Source organism: Portibacter marinus (genome assembly GCF_021533195.1).
Lineage (GTDB): Bacteria > Bacteroidota > Bacteroidia > Chitinophagales > Saprospiraceae > Portibacter > Portibacter marinus.
Map to the genome: position 1 here is coordinate 193,085 of NZ_JAJNKB010000001.1, position 20,108 is coordinate 213,192.

Below are 20,108 nucleotides of genomic sequence, written 5' to 3' on the forward strand. Positions count from 1 at the left end.
TCACTTTTTTATATCTTCACATCGTGTTGAAAATTCTCAAAAATATTCGCAGGAAAGCCATTGGCAGCAGTTCCTTTAGAAAGTATACGATCTATGCTTTGGGTGAAATCATCCTGGTGGTTATTGGGATTCTAATTGCATTGCAAGTGAACACATGGAATAATGCAAGTGAGGAGAAAAAGAAAGAAAATACTTATCTCAGGAATATCGAGAGAGATCTCCAGGATCAGATTAACACCATAGATCGACAAATAAAGTATGAAGAAAGTATTTCAGATCAAGCCACTCCTATCATTGAAAAATATAAGCGCGATGGAAGCTTTCTTGTCGACAGCGTTTTTACAGATGCCATTGGATACATATCTGGCAGGAAAACCTTTATTAAGAATGACCCTACCTATACGGAACTGTTATCCTCCGGGAATATCGATATCATCAGTGATAATATGTTGAAAGACGAAATCATAAAGTATTATCAGGAACTGACTCGCTTAGAGTTAATTTTCAATAAGAATAATAATCTGTTTGTAGATCAAATTTTCCTGCCGGAAGCGATCAGTTTAACTGAGTTACAAATAGGAAGTGAGTTTACACTTAACAAATCTAACAATCCAGAACCAGATATGATGGTCATTGATCTCAATGAAGAAAGGCTCAAAAACATATCAACGGAACTATTGAAGGTTCCTCAGAACGAACTTAAGATGATCAACATTATTAATTTTAGAAATTTTATTTCAGCCATACATCTTGGATTCCTACCACAGTTGAGAGACAAGACAATAGCACTTTTGGATCTATTGAAGCAGTAGCGAGACTGAAGACTGCGAGACCGAAATCTGGTTAGGATGAAATTGACTATATCCTTTTGATCCCATTAAGATCTCTTTGCCTTCACCTTTAAATCTAACATCGGGAGCATCTTCACTGCTTCATTTATAGCTCTTACCGGACCATTTTTCGTTTGATTCAGTAAGGCTTCTTTCTCCAAAGTTTCTTCGATTAATGTTTCTGTACGCTCCTGCTGCGCCTTTGTCGGTCTTGCAGGCACTCGATCTATAGCAAACAAGATGGATAGTATCTCCTCTCTTAGCCTTGGTCTTGTCCGATAATTCATGGATCCCGGAGGTCGTATCAATTCGTTGCGCTGGTTGTCCAATTCCTGATTTACCGTTCCAATCATTTCTATTTGATCTTTATAGGCCTCGGCGTCTTCACTGCTAAGTCGGTCTTTCAAATTACTGAGCTGTTCCTTAAGGGCATCAATATCATTGATCATCTCATGGGTACGAGATAAAATACCCGTTAAGCGATCAACGGAAGCCTTGATCTCTTCATAATCTTCTTTTTCCAATTCTAGTCTTGGATCAGCCTTAACCTCAATAGTTTTTGTAAATGAATTACCATCCACTAATACTTCGGCAGTATAAGTGCCTGGTACTATAGAAGGGCTAAAAGAACCCCTCCATCCTCCACCTTCATCGTTATCAAGTTTAGCGGGCTCGTCTGCTTGCAGATCCCAGTTAATTACATTCAGACCTGCGATTAATGTGGTATCCTTAATCGTTCTGACAGTAAGACCAAGATCATTCTTTATGGTAACGACCAGTTCGCCGTCGGGCTTTTCTTTGGAGAATACATGAATACTCGCCCCATATTTCGGATTTTCAGCAATGTATGTTCGCTGCCCCATGTTTTCAATCTGTTGGTACATATGCCATTTCACCGCTGGTCGTACGTCAAATACCATTACATCCTTTCCCTCAGTCTTTTTCATATCCAATAAGGATCCGGCATCGTCCATAATCCAAACGCCCCTGCCATGTGTACCGACAATGATGTCTCTCTCACGAGGATGAATCCGCAGGTCACGCACGGAGACCGGAGGCAAATTGTTGTTGATTCTGGTCCAATTTCCGCCTTTATCCCAACTGATATAAACACCATGTTCCATTCCCAAAACCAAAGTGTTTTCATTGTTAGGATCCTGACGAACTACTTTTACATAGTCATCCGAGGGTAATCCATTGGTCATCTTTTTCCAGGTCTTACCAAAGTCGGTAGTCATGTAAGCATAAGGTGTGAAATCATCGCTTCGATGATTGTCTACAGCAACAAAGGCTGTTCCTGCATCATGCCAGGAAGCTTCGATCTTGCTTATCCAGGAAAATTCAGGAAGCCCGGGAAGCCGCTTATTCACATTGCTCCAGTTTTGCCCACCATCCATTGATACATGCAAATTTCCGTCGTCTGTACCAGCATAGAGAACCCCTGCCTGGACCGGCGATTCGGCAATATAAAGAATGGTACAATGAAATTCAGCGGCCGTATTATCTTGATAAACTGTTCCTCCCGAAGTCCTCTGCTTATCTTTGTCGTTCGTCGTTAAATCCGGACTGATTACCGACCAGCTATAGCCGCGATCTGTACTCTTGAATATTACATTACCACCAAAGTAAACGGTATTCGGATCATGTGGCGAGATGTGAATGGGCGCGTCCCAGTTAAAGCGATATTTATGATCTTCGATGGCATCGCCCGCCGAACCGGTTATTTTTGGAAAGGGATGAATGCTTCTCACCACACCAGTATTGGCATTGACATGAAATGGAACACCTCCTTGTAAATTGGTATAAACTTCATGCTCGCTTCCTGGTATTGGCACAGCAAAATAGCCATCTCCATAACTTAACCGCTGCCAGTGTCGCTTCAAAATTCCTTTTTGATTCAAAGAATTAGAAGGTCCTTTCCAGCAGCCATTGTCCTGCAAACCACCATAGACATTGTAAGGCTGCAACATATCGATGTCTAATTGGTAAAATTGAGACAGCTCGATATTGTTGATGATGTCCCAATTCTTACCTTCATCCCAGGATAATTGGAACCCACCGTCACTTCCACTGATCAAAAATTCAGAATTCGTGGGATCTATCCAAAATGATTGATGATCACCATGGACGTCATCTGCAATTCGATCAAATTTACCTCCTCCATCTGTAGATTTGTACAAGCCTCCTGAAAGGGAATACAAGGTATTTTCGTTGGTGGGATCAACGCGGATATCGCTATAGTAGAAAGGTCGGAAATTGATGTTTTTATTGTCATTGACCATTTTCCAAGAATTACCGTAGTCAGTAGACTTGAATAATGACCCTGCATCTTTGAATTCAGTGATGACATAGACGATATTTGGTTTCGATTGAGCGACTTGCACTCCTATGCGTGCCATGTCGCTGTCTGGAAAACCATTCATGATTTTTTCCCAGGTGTCACCACCATCTTTAGATTTGTAAACAGCCGTTTCTCGTCCACCGCCATCAAATCTCCAGGGCTTTCTGCGGAAAGTCCACATTCCTGCGTACATGATTCTCGGATTAGAAAGGTCAATATCAATATCCGAACATCCCGTATCCTCATCGAGATAAAGTACTTTCTTCCAGTTTTTACCACCATCGATCGTTTTAAATACTCCTCTTTCTTCATTTGGTCCCCATTCTCTACCTAGTGCACACACGCAAGCGATATCCGGATTATCTGGATGAACAACGATACGCTTGATGCGTTCTGTCTTCTCCAGACCAAGGTGTTCCCAGCTTTCTCCTGCATCGGTAGAACGATAGACACCATGTCCATAGCCAACACTATTACGAGGATCTCCTTCGCCAGAGCCTAAGTAAATCACGTTATAATCAGAAGGAGCCACTTTTACTGCTCCGACACTATAAGACTTTTGATCTTTAAAAACTTCCTTAAAGGTTGTTCCTCCGTTGACCGTTTTGTGCAATCCACCATCCGCTCCCGCGATATAGAAAGTGGTCGGATCTCCAGGTATTCCTTCGACTGCTGTGACTCTACCTCCCATATTAGCTGGACCAATAGCCCGCCACTTCATCTTGCTAAATGCAGTTTCCTGAGCAGATAATGGAAGGATAAAAAAGGCAAAGAGGACAAAGGTTAGAAAGCGAGAATTCATGTTCAATAGTTTAGTGGATCTAAAGATATAGAAAAAACCACTTTGAGTATTCATACATTCCCATTTCAATATTCGTGTCTCTCAAACTTAACGTACCTGATCTGGTCAATAACTGTAATTTTATTTTTTTATGTTGGCCATAATATTAAGGTTAAAATTCGCTAAATCATACTTTGCAAAGGTCAACTAAGGAAGGACATTTAATATGATTTAAGAAAATTTAGCTGAAAATCAAAATGACTAATAAAACCGTTCATCTCCTTCTGCGTTAAGATTATGCAGATATTTCAAAGATTTAAATCAGTATTTTGCGAAAATGAAATTTAGCGTAAAACTTCTACTTATAACCTCGATAGCATTCTTGCTAGGTGGGTGTTCCCAAGGAATCAAGACCCATGTAACCGCAGCAGATATCCTTGGAAATCCTGAGTACCAGGCCATTTCTTACGGAGGTTATAGAGAAAATACCAGAGATGTAGTGCCCACTATACCGGAATTAAAAGATGATATGAAAATGCTATCTGCCATGGGTGTCAAACTATTAAGAACATACAATACACAACAATTTCCACATACGGCTAATCTTTTGCAGGCGATTAAACAATTGAAAGACGAAGATCCGAGATTTGAAATGTATGTGATGTTGGGTACCTGGATAGAGTGTGAGGGTGCATGGTCAGATTCTGTGAATCACGATAGAGGTAATGTAAAAAATAATACCGCGGAAATAGAAGCCGCTGTAAAAATGGCTCAGAACTATCCTGATATCGTCAAAATCATTGCCGTCGGAAATGAAGCGATGGTGCAATGGGCAGTCAATTACTTTGTTCGTCCAAATATCATTCTCAAATGGGTGAATTATCTCAGAGAATCGCGGGACAGTGGAAAAATTCCTTCAGGGGTCTGGATAACGAGTTCTGACAATTTTGCATCCTGGGGAGGAGGTTCGAAAAGCTATCAGACAGCAGAATTGGCAGCATTGATGAAAGCTGTTGATTTCATATCTCTCCACACCTACCCTTTTCATGACACTCATTACAATCCTACATTTTGGGGTGTGCCAGAAGATCAGGAAGACTTATCTAAAGTACAACAAATTGAAGCTGCAATGTTAAGAGCGAAGAATTATGCCATTTCTCAATATGCCAATGTTAAGGATTACATGACGAGTCTGGGACTTGATAAACCCATTCATATTGGTGAAACCGGATGGGCAACCATCGCAAGTTCTTCATATGGAGTTACAGGTTCTCGGGCTGCAGATGAATATAAACAGAAACTATATTATCAGCACATGAGAGATTGGACAATGGAAGAAGGCATGTCCTGTTTCTATTTTGAAGCCTTTGATGAACAATGGAAAGATCAGGGAGATTCGTTAGGATCGGAAAATCATTTTGGGTTGATCAACCTTCAGGGAGAAGCGAAATATGCTTTATGGGAAATGGTGGATAATGGAATTTTTGAGGGACTGACCCGCAATGACTTACCAATTACAAAAACATATGGTGGCAATCGGAGTGAATTGATGAAAGACGTCTATGCCCCGCCTCTGAAGCGTGAAATGGGACTTCTTGAAATCACAACTGTTAATGTAGACCGAAAAATTGGTGATCCAGTAGATGAAAATGTTTATGTGGTCATTCACGAAACGCTGAAACCTAAGGTCGGGAATGACATGACTTACCCAAGTGGCAAGCTGAAACTGAATGCCTGGGAAGGCACTTGTGGTATTGAAATGACACAAGATCGAATCATAGAGATCCACACCGGTACTGGAGCGTGGTGGGGCTGTGGTTTGGAGTTCGCTGGAGCAACAGGCGAAGACCTTAGTCAATTTCAATCTGGTCAATTAAAGTTTGAGATCAAAGGAAACACTCGATCCTCTTTCGAACTTGGGTTCCAAACTGGATCATATGGACAAGGAACGCAAATCAATAATCCGATCATTTTTGAGCCCGAGACTGACTATTTAATTACAGAGAATTGGAAATCCTATTCGATTCCCATCACAAAACTCAATCAGGGCGTAAATCTTGAAGATGTAACAGCTCCTTTGTATTTGAGAGGGCAAAGGGATTTTGATGGAAAAGAAATTCATATCAAAAATGTATATTATTCCGCTAAATAACCATTGACATAATACATATTCATGGGCCCTCTGTTTTTTACTTCAATTTGGCCTCTGTATTCACAATCGAAAACATCCTTCACCAAATCATAGGTATTTTGACTGATATTCACCCGGCCTCTGTCAGAAAACGACTCCATCCGTGAAGCAACATTGACCGTATCACCCCATATGTCGTAGGAGAATTTTTTACTGCCTACCACACCCGCCACCACTGGGCCGGTGTTGATTCCTATTCGAACATTGAAAGAAAACTCTGTGGATTTATCTGATTTGGCTTTCTCCACGAAATCAAGAATTTCAAGGGCAGCTTTCACCATTTTAACAGCATGATCATCTGTGGGAAAAGGTAAGCCCCCGGCACACATATAAGAATCTCCAATGGTTTTTATTTTCTCCAGGCCATATTTATCAATGATTTCATCAAATGCCATGAAATAATATCCCAAACCAGTAACCAGAAGTTCTGGGCTAATGCGTTCTGATGCGGCAGTGAAGGCTTCAAAATCAGTAAACAACACTGTAACCGATTCAAACTTCTTAGCCTTTACCTTTCCAAACAATTTCAATTCTCGAGCCGTTTCTTCGGGTAAGATATTGGTCAAAAGGTTTTCTGAACGTGTCATTTCTTTCTCAATAATGGCATTGGTTCGTTTTGTAAATTCATTCCGTCTGTATAATGCAATTGCCAATAGTAAAATTAATAACAACGCTATGGCGGTGGCAAAGAACAGAATTTTTTGAGTTTGCTTTTGCTGATTACTCAGTTTTAGCTCTGCCTCAAATTGTGCGTTTTCAGAATCCCTACGAATGTCGGCCATTTCCTGCACAGCTGCCAAATTTACCACGCTGTCTCTTACGGCAATGTATCTTTTGTAATAAGCTAAAGCGGCACTTGCATATCCGGTACGTTCATAAAGTGTGGACATTTTTAAATAGGCATCACTTATACGGGCTTTCAACCCATACTGCTTTGCTAAATCCAATGATCGTAGTGCATAATCAAAAGCTCTGTCCCAATCCTCTTTATCTGCATAAATATCTGACATGTAATTCAGGTAGGTGGTAATCGGTCTGTAGTCTCCTGCTTCTTCAAGTATCGAGACTGATTGCTTAATGTTCTCTTCAGCCTTATCTGTCAGGCCTTTCTGGGCAAATGCTAATCCTTTGTTGCCTAAGTTGTAGGCCAATGGGACCTTATTCTTCATTTTTTCGAAGAGTGGACCTGATTGATTGAAGTAGAACAAAGCAGAATCAGGTTTAGACCATTCCAGGTAGGTATCCCCTAAATTTTCTATTGCAATAGCATAATTCAAAGTATCCTGCACCTTCCGAAAAATTTCGATAGCATCAGAATAATATTGAATGACATTTCTACGGTTGTCCATTCCTCCATAGACTGCAGCTAAGGCGGTGTAGGCCATGGCCAATTGTCTTTGATCTGAATTTTTATTGGAAATTTCGACAGCATTAAAATAGCTATCCAAGGCTTCACTTAAATCCCCCTTTTGTTGTAAGGCATTGCCTCGCTGCATATAGGCATTAAAGAGGTAATCATTGTAGCCCAGTCGGTTGGCCTCGATCATCAAAGTATCGCTATACATCAAAATTCGATCGGGGTCAGGTAAATTGAAGGCGATCTCAGATAAAATTTTGAGTTTATCTTCGGGACTCAATGTACCCGATTCATAAATCTTGATTAAGCTATCTGCCAGTAATTCATCCTGCGTAAAACTGGTTATCCAGCAACCTGTCAGACAAAGCACTAAGCATATTTTCACCCAACCTTTGCATTTCAAGTACAACTTCATATAAAAAGCATCAATTGCTAAATTTGGTCTTGATAGCAGCGGTAATAGTATATATCTCTGGGTCAGAACCAATAGTGTAGAGTAGATCGTATACGTAATCTTCTTCACCTCCTCTAACGATGGTAGCTGTAATGGTGCCATCTCCCGTTAAAGTATTAGAAGTAAAAATACGCGGACCGCTAACGTAGTGGACACCAATAATATTTATGGGATCTGTAGATTTGTCAGAAGATTTAGCTTTCCACAAAACTGAATCACCCACATTGGCCCAAACGGTGAAATTTTCACCTTTAGATTTTATTAGAAACGACGTGTTACTTTCTGAGCTGAGAGATTGTTTTTCTTGCTGATTGGGACTATCAATATCAACTGTCAAAATGAGTTTGTGCAATTCTTGAGCTTTAGTGTTGACAACGCAACAACTAAAGATCAATAATAGAAATAATGGAGAATAGGCTTTAATCATCATAAACTCATGTTAGAAAGGTAAAAACTACCTCAATCAACAACTATGTATTGCCTACTTTAATTTTTGGGTCGATCTCATAAAACTTAAAAAAATCACCCTTCATTTTAAAGCGTATGCTATATTCATAGTCTTTATCTTCTAATGTATTTCTTTTAGGGTTTGCCTTTACCTTCTCCTTGCCATTGATCATCGTTCCTTTTACAATTTCAGAATCAAAAATATTGGTACCTCTAATAAATGATATTCTCCTGATTTTAACCTCTACGTCGCCTGTAGTTTTGCCTTGCCATTCAATAACGTCTGACGAATCAACTTGAATAGTAAATAGTTTGGGATTATTAGGATCATTAAACACCAATTTATCCGCCGGTTCGACACTGAAAGTACATCCACCAGGAGCGTTTCTGTCATTTCCCAGTAGTGTGGTATCTACTGTCAATGTAATAAAGACGGTTGGAGTTTGTGCTTGCAGTTTTCCGCAAAGTAATAGTACGGAAAGTAATAATAGATTTTTTAAGGGGTTCATTGTCTTTAGGTTTAAGTAGTAAATTCTATATTCTGTAGGTGTTCTTGAATTCAAAATTAAAGTTATGAAATTTAATGCTCATTCTGCCATTAGATGGTAATTTCTAGATTTTATTTACTGTGACTTTAAACTACTGAGAATAATTGATGTCTAGATTTCGGGAATTATCCATATACCAAACGCTCACTTATCCTTACAAACCATGCTCATTCATGTAATGTAGCGGCTTATAAACATCAATTTATCATCATTTCTACTCAACACTGTGTACTGTAAGATTTGTTATTGTTTATTTGTTGCATTCTACAAATACACTTAAAATCAGTTCATGACATTATTGCAAAAAATAGCGATAGGTATTACTATCATTGCAGTAATGCTAGCGCCCAGTTCAATCCTTTTCGCCCAACAAAACAATATGGGGATTGCAACTACTAATCATGATCCAAGTGCCATTCTCGAGATCACATCAGAGGAAAAGGGATTTCTTCCTCCCAGAATCACCAAAGCTCAAAGAGATCAAATTCATGATCCAGCGATCGGATTAATGATTTTCTGTACTGATTGTGGAGTTTATGGGGAATGGCAAAGTTATCGCGGCGGAGGTTGGAATTCGCTTTCCTTAAGTTTTCGAGCAGAATATGAAATCATAGAAGAAGTGACTGATGTTGCTAATTAGTGACCTACAGGTATCGCCACAACAGCGGGTGATATGATTAGCTACAAAATTTTCATTAACAACACACGTAATGTAGATGTAACAGGCGTTGCAGTTAATGACCCTTTATTAGGAAGTGTTTTGACCGGGAAAACCGAATCTACAGAAGATAACGATACTTTGTCAGTGTATGAATCCTTTATCCATATTGGAAGCATATAGTCACTCAAGCAGGCTTTGATTATGAAGGTGGAGGTGATGGTGGTAATATGGCAGGTCATGCGAGGATATACGAATATTCGGATAATCCGTGGACACAGATCATTACAGATATTGATGGCCAGCAAACCAATGAGCAATTTGGAGAAGCCGTTTCTATCTCTGCTGATGGTGCCAGGTTTGGAATTAGCGCTAGTAATAATGATCAAGTATTTCAAAATATGGGAAAAGTGAGAGTTTATGAATAGTTGATATTGGTCGCTTTGCAGAATCACGCGAGGGATAAAATCGTTTTCCAAAGTTGCAATGGCTCTAGGTTAGGAAAATTCACTAAACTTCCACCTTGTCTACCATTTGTCTCCCCTATATATTTCGTTTTCAGAGCAATGATGCATAAGCTTGCAGCAGTAAAATCTAAAATGTAATGAAAACTTCAGTAATCTTGCTATTTGCTTTTATACTTCCTTCCTTGATCAATGGTCAGTCGATAGAAGTACATGGAAATTTGAAAGTAAATGTAATGGATACCTTTAATACGGTAAACGATATCGTCGTCAAACTACCAGATGGCACCCTTGCCACGCGATTGTTGTCATCCCTTCCACCCTCAACTAACACTGCTCGGACTTGGCAGACCGATCTCTTACTTACTTCCACACTATGTAATTGTAGTACACTGCGTGCGCCCATCGTACAGTCACTGCTTGATAATGGCTATACTGTTCAAGATTTACTGAATTTTGGTTTATGCATACTGCAACTTTATAATGCCGAGGTATCTGTTCAAGTACTTAGAGATGGAGACCTATCCATACACCAACTTTATACAGGTGGCATTTCCGTAAGAAATCTGATTGATGGTGGGGTCACCATACCAGAATTAATGAATATAGGAATAACGGTACAGCAATTCTTGACTGCTGATGAACCGCCCATTAATCTATATAATAATGGCACCCTTCTAGACTCGCTTATAGGTAAGATTTATGTAGGAGGAATGATCTTTCATATGGACACCAATACGGGTGATGGTCTGGTTGCATCTACTCAAAACTTCGGAGATCCTTCGTGGGGTTGCTTTGACACATTTGTTGGTGCTATTGGTAAAGCGATAGGCGCAGGCCAATTGAACACGGAAGCTATGATTAATGCAGAGTGTCCCGATCTTACTTTGGAACCATACATTTTGGATCCAATTATTAATGGTCAATATGGTAATTGGTTCATACCCTCAAAGGACGAGTTGAATGAAATGTACGTAAAAATTGGGCCCGGTGCTCCACCACCTTACACTAACATCGGAAACTTTTTTACCACTAAGTATTATTGGACATCGACCGAAGAAAATGCATCTTTTGCTTGGAGACAATCTTTTATTGATGGCACGCAATCTATTTACAATAAGGGTATTGTGGGGAATTATCCTTTTTCCAAATTGATTAAATCTTTTTAATTTCAATCACCGCTTGCTCTAATGAATCAGAAGTGTTTAACGACATTTTCTTACGTAATCTTTGCCTGGCCTTTTTTACACCCGATATGGAAATATTCAATATCTGAGCCACCTCTTTAGTGCTGATGTTCAACATAATCAGTGCCATTAAGCGTAGGTCATTGGGCTTAATTTCTGGATAAATAGACATAGCTTTGGCATTAAAACCTTGATGAACACTATCAAAATATGTAGAAAACTGCTCCCAACTTTCATCACTATTTAAGTCAAGGTCAATCGCGCGAACCATTTGATCTAAACCAATTTCTTGGTTCTCCAAAGTTTTCACCTTCTTCGCCTTTATCTTTAAATTTTCCAAAGTCTCATTTTTGCGGGCCAGATTGAGAGCATGCGTTGTTAAGGCGCGCTTATTGTTTTCCAGCTCTTGATTTTTGAGTTTTAATTCTATGTCCACCTTTTCCTTTTCTAGTTGATCCCGCTTCTTTCTTTGTAACAGGGCATAGATACCTAGTAAAGAGAGTAGAAACGCCAGACTGATGGCCACTCGTTTGAATGTATTTAAACGTGCCTGTCTTACTAATAATTGAATCTCTTTTTCTTGAAGTGCTATTTGCTGTTCCTTCTTTTCAGTCTGAAATTGGATTTCCAATTTATGAAGGTTGTCCATTCTTTCTTTTTGAAAAACTTGATCGTACTGATTGAAATGCAGCATTCTGAATTCGTACGCCTGTTCGTAGTTTCCCAGCGCTGCATACGCTTCAGCCAATCGCAGATAGGTATTGATTCTCCTGGTTTCCGTACCGCTTTCTGTGGATAGTTCCAATGCTCTCTTGAAATGGGACAATGCTTCATTATATCGCATCTGTTGAAAGTAGATATCTCCCAGATTTCTTGTGGCAAGTTCTTCTATTTGCTTTTCTTGAAGTTGCTTTCCCATTTGTTTAGCTTTGGTGAAATATCTTTCAGCCTGCTCTAAAGAATCAATGCCTTGATACAATGCACCAATGAGATTATACTGTTTGGCCTCCTCTATTTTATGTCCATTGTTAATAAAATACGGCAAACTTTTCATGTAATAATCCAGCGCCTTATCAACTTTACCCGCTACTTCCATATTAACAGCAAGGTTAGATCGGACAATTGATAACCGATATTCATCTTGATCATCAATAAATATGTTCTCTGCTAGTAGGTAGTATTTGTTAGATTTATCCAAGTCTTGTAACTCACCATAAATGTTTCCAATGTTTAAATAACTGGCCGCAATGGCATATCCTTTTTGCTTTAGTTCTTCCTTTATTTTGAGTGAATTCAGATGTGCCTCTAAAGATTTCTCAGGTTCTCCCATATATTTCAAAATCACGCCTAAATTGTTGTAGACTTTGCTCAACTGATCTTTGTCTCCCAGAGCTTCAAATAAATAAGACGATTCATAAAGTGTTTTGCTGGCTTCCTCGTAATCAGCGATGTAATAATAGTAAATACCTAGATTTTTGATCCATCGTGCCTGACGTGCTGGACTTTCGATTCTCTTTAAAACTTCGAATGCTTGATCGAGATATGGCTTCGCTTTAGTAGGTTCATTGGGTAGTTCAAGCAGGAATAATTCCTCATAAGTATTTAAGAGTATAGTATCATTATCTGATTCTAAAATAGCTATGAGACTGTCGATCTTGTTTTTGTCCCGAGCGCTAGATAGAGGTGCAGTTAGACAAAAAAAGAAAATCGATAGAAGGCGTAAATGGAAACCCATTATGTAATTTACTCACTTTCGGTAAATTTAATCAAACCTTTCTGACTCTACGATAATATTTTCTTACACAGAATTGTGTATGATAAGAATTAAAAATCTCTACTTTTAAAGAATACTCAAAAGTCAATAATTTCTTCACAACAATAATATATCATTTCTTACCTTCACCTCATAATATGTAGTCGAGTAATCAGAGGAGTATTTTGCTAGATATTCTCTGTACAGTTAACCTAAAACTCTTCATACAAATAAGCCTATGACTCTCAAAATCCCCAGCATTTATCGTGTTTTCGTAATCCTGATTTTAATTTCGATTTCTGCAATTACTCAGAACATTAATGCTCAAGAAGCATGTGGCACACACGAAAGCTACCTGGAAATGATGAAAAACGACCCTGTATTTAGAAAAAAACAGGAATTGAGCAAACAGCAAGCATCGGCAAGATCAAATGTGCAAGGGATAGTAACCATTCCCGTTGTTTTCCACGTGGTGTATAATAATGCTGATGAAAATGTCAGTGATGAGCAAATCTATTCTCAACTGGAAGTGCTGAATGAAGATTTTGGAAATGTAATTACTTCTCCGACCATGTGGCATGAAGTGGCCGCAAATCCGGAAATAGAATTTTGCCTAGCCACAAGAGATGCTTTGGGAAATGCTTCTTGTGGAATAACCAGGACTTATACGGATTCCACGGAATTTGTAATTCAAACCAGCATTAAAGATGAATCTACAGGAGGGATTTCGGGTTGGCCTGCAAGACAATATATGAATATCTTTATATGTGACATTAGGAACGTACGCGGTTATGCTACATTTCCGGATGCAGAGGATTCTATAGATGGAATCGTTATTGATTACCTTAGTTTTGGAAGAGGACCTGAATATGTCTTTGATAGTCCAAATTATAGTTCTGGAAGGACAGGAACGCACGAAGTAGGTCATTGGCTTCGACTTGACCACATTTGGGGAGATGGCAATTGCGACGTTGATGACGGACTGACGGATACACCCAATGCCTCAGGGCCTAATTATGGCTGCAATGAGAATGCTCCGGCATGTAATAACCAATCGCCTGGCTATGCGGGCCCATTAATATGCATGGTTCAAAACTATATGGATTATTCAGATGATGATTGCATGAATCTCTTTACCCAGGATCAGGTAAATTTGATGAGGAATAATTTTGATGAACAGGGATCAAGGGTGAGTATATTGTCTTCCAAAGGATGTGATCTTCCAGCTGAAAATGAGTTATATTTTGCATTAACATTTGATGAATTTCCTGAGGATATTCGTTGGGAATTGCACGATGCATCAAATAACATTATTGCTTCTGATGGTAATTTTGAACCTGGAAATTATGATCTGAATATTCCGGCACCTTTGGCAAACAAAACAAAGACCTATACCTGGGATCTTCCTGATGGCAATTACACCTTAAAATTCTTTGATGATTTTGGAGATGGATTTCCAGATGGATCCTATGAGATAAAGTCGATCTTCGGTGAAACTGTTATTTCAGGAGCTGGCATCCCCTTCGATCAGTCAGAAATGTCCGTGCCCTTTTCAGTAAACAATGCTAAATACAGATTTTTGGGAACAGTCGGTAATGACTGGTATGATCCGGCTAACTGGAATAGAAAGGGTGTTCCCAGCAAATGCTATCAAGGAGATCTTATTATAGAGAAAGAATGCATGGTGGAGAAACTTACCATTGACCAACAGAGAAACCTCATCATTAGAAATGAGGCCCGGTTCACAATTACAGGATAAAGCAATCAAGGGCCTTACTCCAAATTTTCCGGTTTAAATTCTTAATCAGTTTTGGAACTGCTGCGAGCAATGCACAAACTCCCTACTCCACTGCACTCACTTTGTGTCCATTCTTTGCAACCCAGTACGGGTGCCAAACTAAGAGCACCTTATTCACATTTACATCAGTTCTCCTTGGCTTAACTTCATAAACCGTAATGTCAGCTGACACCTTTTCCCATTTGTCTTTCACCTCCTCGATTTTTTCCTGAAGTTCTCTTTCCAATTCCTGATAATCTTCATGAAGTTCTTCAAGATCCATTCGAGTAGCCTCAATCCTTTGTGAAGCCTTTCGACGCATTCGACTTTTCGTACTCGCTGAACTAAATGACCTTCTACGGCCTTTGAATACAGAAAAAATAGTCTCTGCGACACCAATAATCTCAGCTGTCCTACGATCTTTGAGCTCAGCTTCATGTTCATACAGATCCTGTTCCTCATCTCTTATTCGATCTTTGATTCTGTCAAATTTCTCTTCGTAGCGCTCTCGTAATTCATCAATCTCCTTGTCCCTTTCTTCACGTGCGAGTTGGGTCACTTTTGAATGAAAAGACTCCCGTCCTTCGTTAGGAACCTGATAGATCTCAAATTTCTCATGCACAAGAATGGGCATGGATTGACTTTGGTAAAGAAAATCAGAAAATTCCTTCTCGATATGCTTAAATTCTTTTAAGGTATTCATAGATTCCGGCGTATCTGCAAATGCAACCTCTACAGAATCCGGATAATCAGGTTCCTCATACAATTTTTTCTTCCAGTTATCAATGGCTTGGATAGAGTCCCAATCAATTCGTCCAAAATCATCCGGCGGTGGAGTCAAAAAGGCAACAGAAGTCACTTCATCTACATGTCTCTTGGCATCATAAAACCTTACATCTCCATTTACAAATCCACAACCTTCATAAATTAGATTCAAGTCGGTCATACCGCTTTCTGAACTGGCTTCTGATGCGGATTTCCACACGGGTAAAAACATCTGCTTTATATCTGAATTGAGCGAAGGAGGATGCTCAGTTGCTTTTTTGATGTCAATGGACTCTTGTGGATTTGGAGAGAGCCTTGATTTAGACACAGACTTAATGGATTGTTTTTTCTCTTTCATTAATTCCTTGACCTGAGGGCGTGTCATGGGTCCTCTCAGATAAGACATGACCCACCTGGTATGCATGACCACTGGTTGGTCTTCATGAACATTGTGAAGTAAGAATACTCGGGAACCTAAGGAAGAGATAAGTTGGCCAAAATCAGTTTTCACGCTGGATCCAGCTTCCTGGATAGCTCCTTCAAGTCCTTGAAGCACACGTGCCTTATCTCTTTCTGTCTGAAGCTTTCCTATAAACCAGGTTCCGGCATTGGAAAGCCCTTTATAATCAATATCTACAGGATTTTGGGTCACCAAGACGGCACCCACTCCAAATGCCCGGGCTTGCTTCAAAATGGTAAGCAAAGGTCTTTTCGACGGGGGCTGAGCAGTCGGTGGAAAATAGCCAAATATTTCATCGAAATAAAGCAAGCTTCTCAAGCTAGTAGTCCCAGATTGTCTTCTCATCCAACTGATCAAACTATTGAGCAGCAAGGTCACAAAAAACATACGCTCACTGTCCGATAAATGGGCTATATACATGATGCTGTGCCTAATCTTTCCTTCAGGCGTAAAATATAACTTATCGATGTCCAGTGCTGCTCCTTGTAGCCAATATTGAAATTGGGGTGAAGCCACCAATGTATTAAACTGCAAGGCCAGATCGAATCGGTCTTTTTCAGGAAAGAAAGTATCAATATCAAAAACCCCAAGCTTGTTAAATGGTGGGTTTTGTATGCCCATGATCAGTTTAGTAAGATCCAGGTCTTCATCATTGCGCCAATAGTGTTCAAACAGGGTTGCGAGTAAAATACCTTCTCTGCTCCTTACTGGATCTTCTTTACTTTCTATCATTCCCAGCAAAGCCGCTACTGTACCTTGGATTCTTTCTCTAAGCATCTCAGTATCAGAATCAAAATCTACCCCTGGCGCTGCAAATGAACCCAAAATATTAATGGGTACACCCGAATCGGAGCCAGGAGTATAGATGGTATAATCAACGCTTTCCTTTAGTAATTTTATGCGTTTCTCATCCTCACCCCAGCTTGCAAGCCCATTTCTCCAGGTTTCAGCCGTTTTTGCCGCATAATCTGATATGGTCATGCCCTTCCTACTAGCATCGTCCGGATTAATCCATTTTTCAAAGTCAGAGGGAGAGAGATCCTCGAATTGTAGTAAAAGGTTGGTCATATCTCCCTTAGGATCAATGATTAAAGCAGGAACCTGATCAATTGCAGCTTCTTCTAAAAGACCGATACATAAACCAGTTTTCCCGCTACCGGTCATGCCCACACAAACTGCATGCGTCGTCAAATCTCTGGCATCATAAATAACCGGTTCGGCTGTCAATTCCTTATTTTTGATATCATATTCCGCACCTAAAAAGAAGGCACCCATTTTCTCCGGAGGAAGTTGCATAATCCTATGTTTTTTTTGAATTTCAGCGAAATATAATGAAAGGTGATCACTATGTCAAAAGGATGGTTCCTGTTATCCATAAACCCTTCATTCAGTGGATAACAAAATTCCTCATTATTGGCCTTATCAGTACTTGCTGGTCCATGTTAGTTCTAACCCAATTATTTTTCTTTTATCCATACAAACATGGGGCTATTGCCTCTGTTGTTCCAACTGTAATATGGAATCATCTGTAAGCCAACCTCTTTATCAGTTTCATCTACGCGATATGTACCTTTTACCTTTATACTGGGTATTCCCTTTAAGATTCCACTTCCTATGCTTTCCACACTAATTTCTTCTGCTTCGCTCTTTAACATCACATCACTTAATTGAAAATCATGGTCAACTCCTTCCGCACAATAAACTAAAGGACCTCTTGAAACAGCCAGACGACCACGATTGGCCTCTATGAAATCTATAGCTTTATTGAACCTGGAATGCATATTTAAATTAAGAGTTACTTTGTCCCCGGTTGCCCATTTACGTTTAATCACTGCAAAACCATTTTCAACTTCGAAAGATACTGCCTTTCCATTGACACTGATCTCAGGTTTTACCTCTCTTGAATTCAAGTATTGATATAATTCTCCTGGTACCAATTGATTTCCCGCCCAGGTTGGAATTCGTAAGTTTAACGCAAAAGACAGTTCATCTTCAGACTTTATCATTAAATCAATCAATCCATCAAAAGGATAGGCTGTTTTCTGTTCAATATAAACATTACCTTCTTCTAAAGGAATAACTACGGATGAGCCTGCATAAAAAGAGGTAAATATCTGGTCACTTTTAGAAGCATACATCATTCCTGATACTTGGGGAACCAGCCGTGCCAGATTTGACGGACAGCAAGCGGTACTAAACCATGGTGATCTTCCTGCGGCGCCGAAACTAAACGGAGTGCTACCATCAGATTCCAAAGTATTGACGTAAAAAAATGCATCTCCTGTTAAGCTAATACCTGCCAATACATTGCAATTTCCGCAACATCAATGAATTCAGCATTACCAGTTAACAAAAACATTCTATAGTTAAATAGAACATTCCCTACTGCAGCACAAGTCTCATTGTAAGCTTATTTATTGGGCAAGTAGTAATCAGGACCAAATCCTTCTATTCCATGCAAAGCACCTAAACCTCCTGTAATGTGCATCTTATTGTTAGTGATGTCTCTCCACACCGATTGCAATGCCTCATCATATTTATTAGAGGAAGTAGTAGAAGCCACATCTGCCATACCGGAAAATTGATACATGGCCCTGACCGCATGTCCCTGTATATTTCGCTGATCAGCTACTGGGAGGTGTTGCTGTGAATAAGTAGCGGACATATACTTTTCTCCTTCAGGAATATACGTTACTCCTCTTATATTTAAGAAGTTTTGTGCCATGTCCAGATAAAGTTGATTACCTGTCACTTCATATAACTTGACAAGCGCTAATTCAATTTCCTGGTGACCAGGTGCTTGATTGACCGGTTGACCATTATTATAGTTAGGGTCAGCTTCGAAAAACACACGATTGATGTGCTGTGCATTTTTCTCTGCTATCTTTAACCATTTATCTTTTCCTGTCGAACGAAAATAGGCAATTGCGGCTTCATACATATGTCCCATATTCATGGCTGTGAATTACCCATGAATAGGGACGGTCTCCCATTCCTCCTCCACCCCAGTGGCTGTGATCTTTCGATACACCTGTAATATGGGCAACGTATAAGTAACCGTCTTCTTGCTGGGCCTGACCTATGATATCAATGATGCTGTCCAACTTGGACTCTAATACATTATCCGGATTCTCTTTAAGTAATAGCGCTGCGCCTTCCATAACTTTAAACAAGTCTGAAGAAATGTATCGATGTGGAAATGGAAGATCTGTTGTATCTCCATCAAGGAATGCAGCAGTTTTCCGTAAATTTTCAACTGCAGGTCTGGTTTTATTGAGCGCAAAGGGTACAAGGATTTCTTTCTGTATTTTGAGGCGTGGAGACCAGAAACTATCCTGTAATTCTACTTGATGATATGGAACGGCTTGTAATTTTTGCTTATCTGATTCCCTTTGAAATTCAAACGAACTACAGGAAACAAAAGAAAGAAAAGCAGCAATGCATAGACAAATAGGTTGAATCACTTAAAGAAAAGTTTGAATGAATAGGATCGTCTGAAATTTGCCTAAAAGATAAACAGAAAGGTACTAAGACAATAGAATTGGAGAAACAATTTTAAATACATCTATAAAACCACACGCACACCATTATGTAGTTTATGACTAGCACAAAGGATGTCGTGCAATTTCTGTGATGCTACTGTTTACTTGAGGTCTATTAAATGGTGCTATATTAAGCGGAAACCACTTTTGCGTCCAGATCATACTTTTTAACCAATCGCTTGGTAAACATTTTGTGTCCCTTAGGAGCGAGTAGATACAATTGTCCGCTTTTCATTTTAGCCCATGTGCTTAATAGCTTCCATTTTGTTACTAAGGATTGTACTTTATCCGTTTTCAAAGCAATATCCAAATAACTACGTCCTCCTCGCTTGGATCTAAAACTCATCGAAGGTTGTACGGTATCACCCGTTCGCTTATTGCTAAAGCATTTGGGGTCTTCATGCGCTTCGCCAATGGACTTCAATTCTGAATAGGATTTACTTGATAGCCAAGACATGGCTTTTTCTAAATACTTCTTTTTCTTATCACTCATACCTTTACTACAAATTTTTGTGTATAATAGTTCCTCAAAAGCAAGATAAACTATTGATAT

General features: G+C 39.5%; 16 protein-coding genes and 1 pseudogene. 7 read left to right on the forward strand and 10 right to left on the reverse strand.

The window, feature by feature from the left end; all coding sequences use genetic code 11:
* The first annotated feature begins 23 nt into the window (after positions 1-23).
* Positions 24-812 carry a DUF6090 family protein gene (locus tag L2567_RS00915; RefSeq protein ID WP_235295802.1) on the forward strand — a complete coding sequence of 263 codons (789 nt, stop codon included), beginning with the start codon at positions 24-26 and terminating at the stop codon, positions 810-812.
* Positions 813-877: 65 nt separating this feature from the next.
* Here the strand turns inward: L2567_RS00915 and L2567_RS00920 are convergent, their stop codons facing one another.
* Positions 878-3,973, reverse strand: coding sequence for a VPS10 domain-containing protein (locus L2567_RS00920; protein ID WP_235295803.1), 3,096 nt, complete (start codon positions 3,971-3,973; stop codon positions 878-880).
* 316 nt (positions 3,974-4,289) lie between these two features.
* Here L2567_RS00920 and L2567_RS00925 point away from each other — a divergent pair, with 316 nt between their 5' ends.
* Positions 4,290-6,104, forward strand: coding sequence for a glycoside hydrolase family 17 protein (locus L2567_RS00925; protein WP_235295804.1), 1,815 nt, complete (start codon positions 4,290-4,292; stop codon positions 6,102-6,104).
* On the opposite strand, the gene L2567_RS21105 is transcribed toward L2567_RS00925, so the two are convergent.
* Genes L2567_RS21105 through L2567_RS00940 form a run of 3 tightly spaced genes read right to left on the reverse strand, consistent with a single transcriptional unit; the run spans position 6,089 to position 8,910 of the window.
* Positions 6,089-7,885, reverse strand: coding sequence for an adenylate/guanylate cyclase domain-containing protein (locus L2567_RS21105; RefSeq protein WP_235295805.1), 1,797 nt, complete (start codon positions 7,883-7,885; stop codon positions 6,089-6,091). The genes L2567_RS00925 and L2567_RS21105 overlap by 16 nt on opposite strands.
* A 40-nt stretch (positions 7,886-7,925) precedes the next feature.
* Complete coding sequence (locus tag L2567_RS00935) at positions 7,926-8,384, reverse strand: hypothetical protein (protein WP_235295806.1); 459 nt, start codon at positions 8,382-8,384, stop codon at positions 7,926-7,928.
* 40 nt (positions 8,385-8,424) lie between these two features.
* The gene (locus L2567_RS00940) at positions 8,425-8,910 is read right to left on the reverse strand and encodes a hypothetical protein (RefSeq protein WP_235295807.1); all 486 of its coding nucleotides are present in this window, start codon (positions 8,908-8,910) and stop codon (positions 8,425-8,427) included.
* A 328-nt stretch (positions 8,911-9,238) separates the two neighbouring features.
* Here L2567_RS00940 and L2567_RS00945 point away from each other — a divergent pair, with 328 nt between their 5' ends.
* The 4 genes from L2567_RS00945 to L2567_RS00955 all read left to right on the forward strand — a co-directional run bounded on the left by L2567_RS00945 (position 9,239) and on the right by L2567_RS00955 (position 11,240).
* On the forward strand, positions 9,239-9,589 hold the full coding sequence (locus L2567_RS00945) for a hypothetical protein (protein WP_235295808.1): 351 nt from the start codon (positions 9,239-9,241) through the stop codon (positions 9,587-9,589).
* Positions 9,590-9,601: 12 nt separating this feature from the next.
* Positions 9,602-9,790, forward strand: coding sequence for a hypothetical protein (locus tag L2567_RS21240; protein ID WP_406626643.1), 189 nt, complete (start codon positions 9,602-9,604; stop codon positions 9,788-9,790).
* A gap of 47 nt (positions 9,791-9,837) precedes the next feature.
* Entirely contained in the window at positions 9,838-10,035 is a 198-nt protein-coding gene (locus L2567_RS00950) for an FG-GAP repeat protein (protein ID WP_235295809.1), read from the forward strand.
* Between the two features lie 176 nt (positions 10,036-10,211).
* Positions 10,212-11,240, forward strand: coding sequence for a hypothetical protein (locus L2567_RS00955; RefSeq protein ID WP_235295810.1), 1,029 nt, complete (start codon positions 10,212-10,214; stop codon positions 11,238-11,240).
* Here the strand turns inward: L2567_RS00955 and L2567_RS00960 are convergent.
* Complete coding sequence (locus L2567_RS00960) at positions 11,227-12,993, reverse strand: tetratricopeptide repeat protein (protein WP_235295811.1); 1,767 nt, start codon at positions 12,991-12,993, stop codon at positions 11,227-11,229. The two genes, L2567_RS00955 and L2567_RS00960, sit on opposite strands and share 14 nt — an antisense overlap.
* Positions 12,994-13,249: 256 nt before the next feature.
* Between L2567_RS00960 and L2567_RS00965 the strand changes: the two genes are divergently transcribed.
* Complete coding sequence (locus L2567_RS00965) at positions 13,250-14,770, forward strand: zinc metalloprotease (protein ID WP_235295812.1); 1,521 nt, start codon at positions 13,250-13,252, stop codon at positions 14,768-14,770.
* A gap of 82 nt (positions 14,771-14,852) precedes the next feature.
* Here L2567_RS00965 and L2567_RS00970 read toward each other — a convergent pair whose 3' ends face one another.
* From L2567_RS00970 to L2567_RS00980, 5 genes and pseudogenes are all read right to left on the reverse strand, one after another.
* Entirely contained in the window at positions 14,853-17,309 is a 2,457-nt protein-coding gene (locus L2567_RS00970; protein ID WP_235295813.1) for an ATP-binding protein, read from the reverse strand.
* A gap of 161 nt (positions 17,310-17,470) precedes the next feature.
* Positions 17,471-18,154: a hypothetical protein gene (locus L2567_RS20980; protein ID WP_406626644.1), complete on the reverse strand. Its 684-nt coding sequence runs from the start codon at positions 18,152-18,154 to the stop codon at positions 17,471-17,473.
* A 63-nt stretch (positions 18,155-18,217) separates the two neighbouring features.
* A pseudogene (locus L2567_RS20985) lies at positions 18,218-18,969 on the reverse strand (beta-L-arabinofuranosidase domain-containing protein); the annotation flags it as partial.
* Positions 18,947-19,477: a beta-L-arabinofuranosidase domain-containing protein gene (locus L2567_RS20990; RefSeq protein ID WP_319942124.1), complete on the reverse strand. Its 531-nt coding sequence runs from the start codon at positions 19,475-19,477 to the stop codon at positions 18,947-18,949. The gene L2567_RS20990 and the pseudogene L2567_RS20985, both read right to left, overlap by 23 nt.
* A gap of 208 nt (positions 19,478-19,685) precedes the next feature.
* Positions 19,686-20,048 (reverse strand): hypothetical protein, encoded by a 363-nt coding sequence (locus L2567_RS00980; RefSeq protein ID WP_235295814.1) that lies wholly within the window; start codon positions 20,046-20,048, stop codon positions 19,686-19,688.
* Positions 20,049-20,108 lie beyond the last annotated feature (60 nt).